The following is a 2,945-nucleotide window of genomic DNA, read 5'->3' on the forward strand; positions in this document are numbered from 1 at the left end:
GGCCGAGCCGCAGGTTCACCACGTCCAGCCGGTCGCGGCCGAGGCGTCGCAGGTTCTCCTCGACCTGGGCGCGCAGCTGCGCCGGGGTTTCCGCCTCGCTGAATCCGGTCACCGGGTCGTAGCCGAAGCCGACCTTGGTGGCGATGACCAGATCCTCGGGGTACGGGGCGAGCGCCGCGCGGATCAGCTCGGTGGCGTACCGGGCGGGGCCGGTGCCCACCCGCAGGGTTCCGCCGGGCGAGACGTAGAACGCGGCCGTGTCGATGTGGTTGACGCCCCACTCCACGGCGCGGCGCAGCAGCGCGATCGCACGCTCGCGGTCGGGGTTCGCGGTGATCCGCATCGAGCCGAAGCCCATCCGGTGCACGGTGCGGTCGCCCAGGGTCCAGCTGCCCGCCGCGGCGGCGGTGATCTCGTCGGTTGGCATCGGGCGACCGTAGCCAGCGCGGGCGCGCGACGCACTCGGCCGCGCACCCGATACCGCCACGCCGCGATCCGGGTTAGTTTTTCTGTGCTGCCGGAGCCTGCTCGTCGGCTGCTGTCGGAGCCTGCTCGTCGGCTCGCGGCGGGCGCAGCGCCGGCACCAGCGCCAGCGTCGGCAGGAGCAGCAGCGGCACCACCAGCAGCGCCCGCAGGGTGCCGACGTGGTCACCGAGCAGGCCCAACAGCGGCGGCCCGCCCAAAAAGGCCGTGTAGCCGATCACCGCGACCACGCTGACCCGCACCGCCGCGTGCGCCTCCTCGTCGGCCGCCGCGCTCATGCCGACCGGGAAGCCCAGCGACGCGCCGAGGCCCCACAACGCGACGCCGACGATGGCCACCGGCCCCGAGCCGGCCAGCACGGCCAGGCCGGCGCCGGCAGCGGCGAGCAGCAGGGTGCCGCTGAGCACCGGCACCCGACCCCAGCGGTCCAGCGCGATGGTGCCCGCGGTGCGCCCGATGGTCATACCGACGACGAACACGCCGAAGACCGCCGCTCCGGCCGCCTCGCTCAGGTCCCGGCCGTCCACGAAAGCGACCGCCAGCCAGTCGTTGGCGCTGCCCTCCGCGAACGCGGCCACCAGCACGAACAGCCCGATGAGCAGGGTGCGCGGCTCCCGCCAGGCGGCGAGCTGGGCCCGGCGGCGGCCGGCCGGGCTGGTGTCCGCCGTCTGGTTGCCCGGGTCGACGGCCGGTTGGGGCAGGAACATCCGGGAGGCGAGCACGGTGCCGACGAGCACCACCACCGCCACCGCGGCGAGGTGCGCGCCGACCGGCACGTCCAGGCGGGCGGCTCCGGCGCCGAGGCCCGCGCCGGCCACCGACCCGAGACTCCAGGCCGCGTGGAAGCGGGGCATGACGGTACGCCCCAACCGCCGCTCCACCGTGGCGCCCTCGACGTTCATCGCCACGTCGCAGGCGCCGGAGCCGTAGCCGAAGGCGACCAGCCCCAGACCGACGACGACGGACGACCCGGCGACCGTCGCGCCCAGCCCGGCCACGATCAGGCCGACCGCGACCAGCACGGTGGCGATCGTCACGGTGCGGGCCGAGCCGAGGCGCTGGGCGAGCAGCCCGGAGGTCGGCATGGCGAGCAGCGCGCCCACGCTCATCGCCAGCAGCAGGAGGCCGAGGCGCCCGGCGGAGAGGTCCAGCGCCTCGCGGACGGCCGGCACCCGGGAGAACCAGCTGCCGACGGCCAGGCCGTTCAGGGTGAAGGTGACGGCGACGCCGTTGCGGGCGAGCCGGACGATCCGCGCCGGAACGGTGGTGTCCGGGGCGACGGCCGGGCTGGTGGGGGCGCTCACAGGGCTGGGTCCTCTTCCTCGGGGTGATCTCTCCTGGCACGATCGCACACCTGAGAGCGCTACCACCACAAGCGGGTTGGCCCCTTACCGGAGACGCGCAGGCCGGGGGATGATTCCTGGCAGGCGTACGCCCGCCCCGGGCGGGCGCCGGGGGGAGGGCACGATGACGGCAGCGGCACACCGGCCAGCCACTCTGGAGGACGTCGCCCGGGCCGCCGGGGTGTCCCGGTCCACGGCCTCGCGGGTGATCGCCGGGACGGGGTTCGCCTCACCGGCCGCTCGGGAGCGCGTGGTGACGGCCGCCGACCAGTTGGGTTACGTGCCCAACCCGGCCGCCCGCGCGCTGGTGCGCGGCGGCGGCGTACGTCTGGTGGTGGCCGTCGCGGGGACCAGCGCGGCGGTGTTGGACGACCCGTACGTCCACCGGGTGGTCGGCTCGGCCGCCCGGGTGTGCGCGCCGGCCGGCGTCGGGGTGGCGCTGCACTGGCTGCCGCTGGGCGACCCACGCGGCCTGGACCGGCTCGCCGCCGACCGCAGCGTGTGCGGCGTCGTGCTGGTCAACACCACCGAGGCCCTGCTGGACGCCGTACCCCGCTCGCTGCACGGCCGGGTCGCCTCGATCGGCATCGGCTCGGCCGTGGTGCCGTCGTTCGACGTCGACAACACCGCTGGCGCCGGCGCGGTGCTGCGCCACCTGTACGCGACGGGCCGCCGCCGGATCGCGATGGTGACCGGTCCGGCGTGGCTGCCGTGCTCGCAGCGCCCCGTGCAGGCGTACCGCCACCTGATGCGCCAGGCCGGCCTACCCGAGCGGGTGGTCGACGGGGACTTCACGGCGGCGCGTGGCCGGGCGGCGGCCGGCGAGGCGCTGCGCCGCTGGCCGGACGTCGATGCGATCTACGCGATCAGCGACGAGACCGCGCTCGGGGTCATCGCGGCGCTCCGCGAGGGCGGTGTGCGGGTGCCTGGTGACGTCGCGGTGGCCGGCTTCGACGACATCCCGCTGGCCGGCATGACCGCGCCGGCGTTGACCACCGCGAGCCACCCCGTGGGCCGGATCGCCACCGCGGCGGCCACCGCCGTGCTGGCCGGCCGCCCGGCCGCGCCGGCGACGCTCTTCCCGTCCGCCCTGGTGACCCGCGACAGCGCCTGAGCTGG

At 76.1% G+C, this 2,945-nt stretch carries 3 protein-coding genes; 1 reads left to right on the top strand and 2 read right to left on the bottom strand.

From position 1 onward, the window contains the following. Together AB0J68_RS30180 and AB0J68_RS30185 are read right to left on the bottom strand one after the other, a co-directional pair. Positions 1 to 427, bottom strand: a 427-nt coding sequence (locus tag AB0J68_RS30180; protein ID WP_363942040.1) for an aldo/keto reductase, incomplete at its 3' end; no start/stop codon positions are given. A 73-nt stretch (positions 428 to 500) separates the two neighbouring features. Then, positions 501 to 1,787 carry an MFS transporter gene (locus AB0J68_RS30185; RefSeq protein WP_363942042.1) on the bottom strand — a complete coding sequence of 429 codons (1,287 nt, stop codon included), beginning with the start codon at positions 1,785 to 1,787 and terminating at the stop codon, positions 501 to 503. Positions 1,788 to 1,950: 163 nt separating this feature from the next. Between AB0J68_RS30185 and AB0J68_RS30190 the strand changes: the two genes are divergently transcribed. Next, complete coding sequence (locus AB0J68_RS30190) at positions 1,951 to 2,940, top strand: LacI family DNA-binding transcriptional regulator (protein ID WP_355065277.1); 990 nt, start codon at positions 1,951 to 1,953, stop codon at positions 2,938 to 2,940. Positions 2,941 to 2,945: the final 5 nt, after the last annotated feature.

This window comes from Micromonospora sp. NPDC049580 (assembly GCF_040675595.1).
GTDB lineage: Bacteria > Actinomycetota > Actinomycetes > Mycobacteriales > Micromonosporaceae > Micromonospora.

Bases quoted from the DNA above. Each gene is read 5' to 3' on its own strand.
- AB0J68_RS30190 (WP_355065277.1), top strand. From the start codon at position 1,951: ATGACGGCAGCGGCACACCGGCCAGCCACTCTGGAGGACGTCGCCCGG.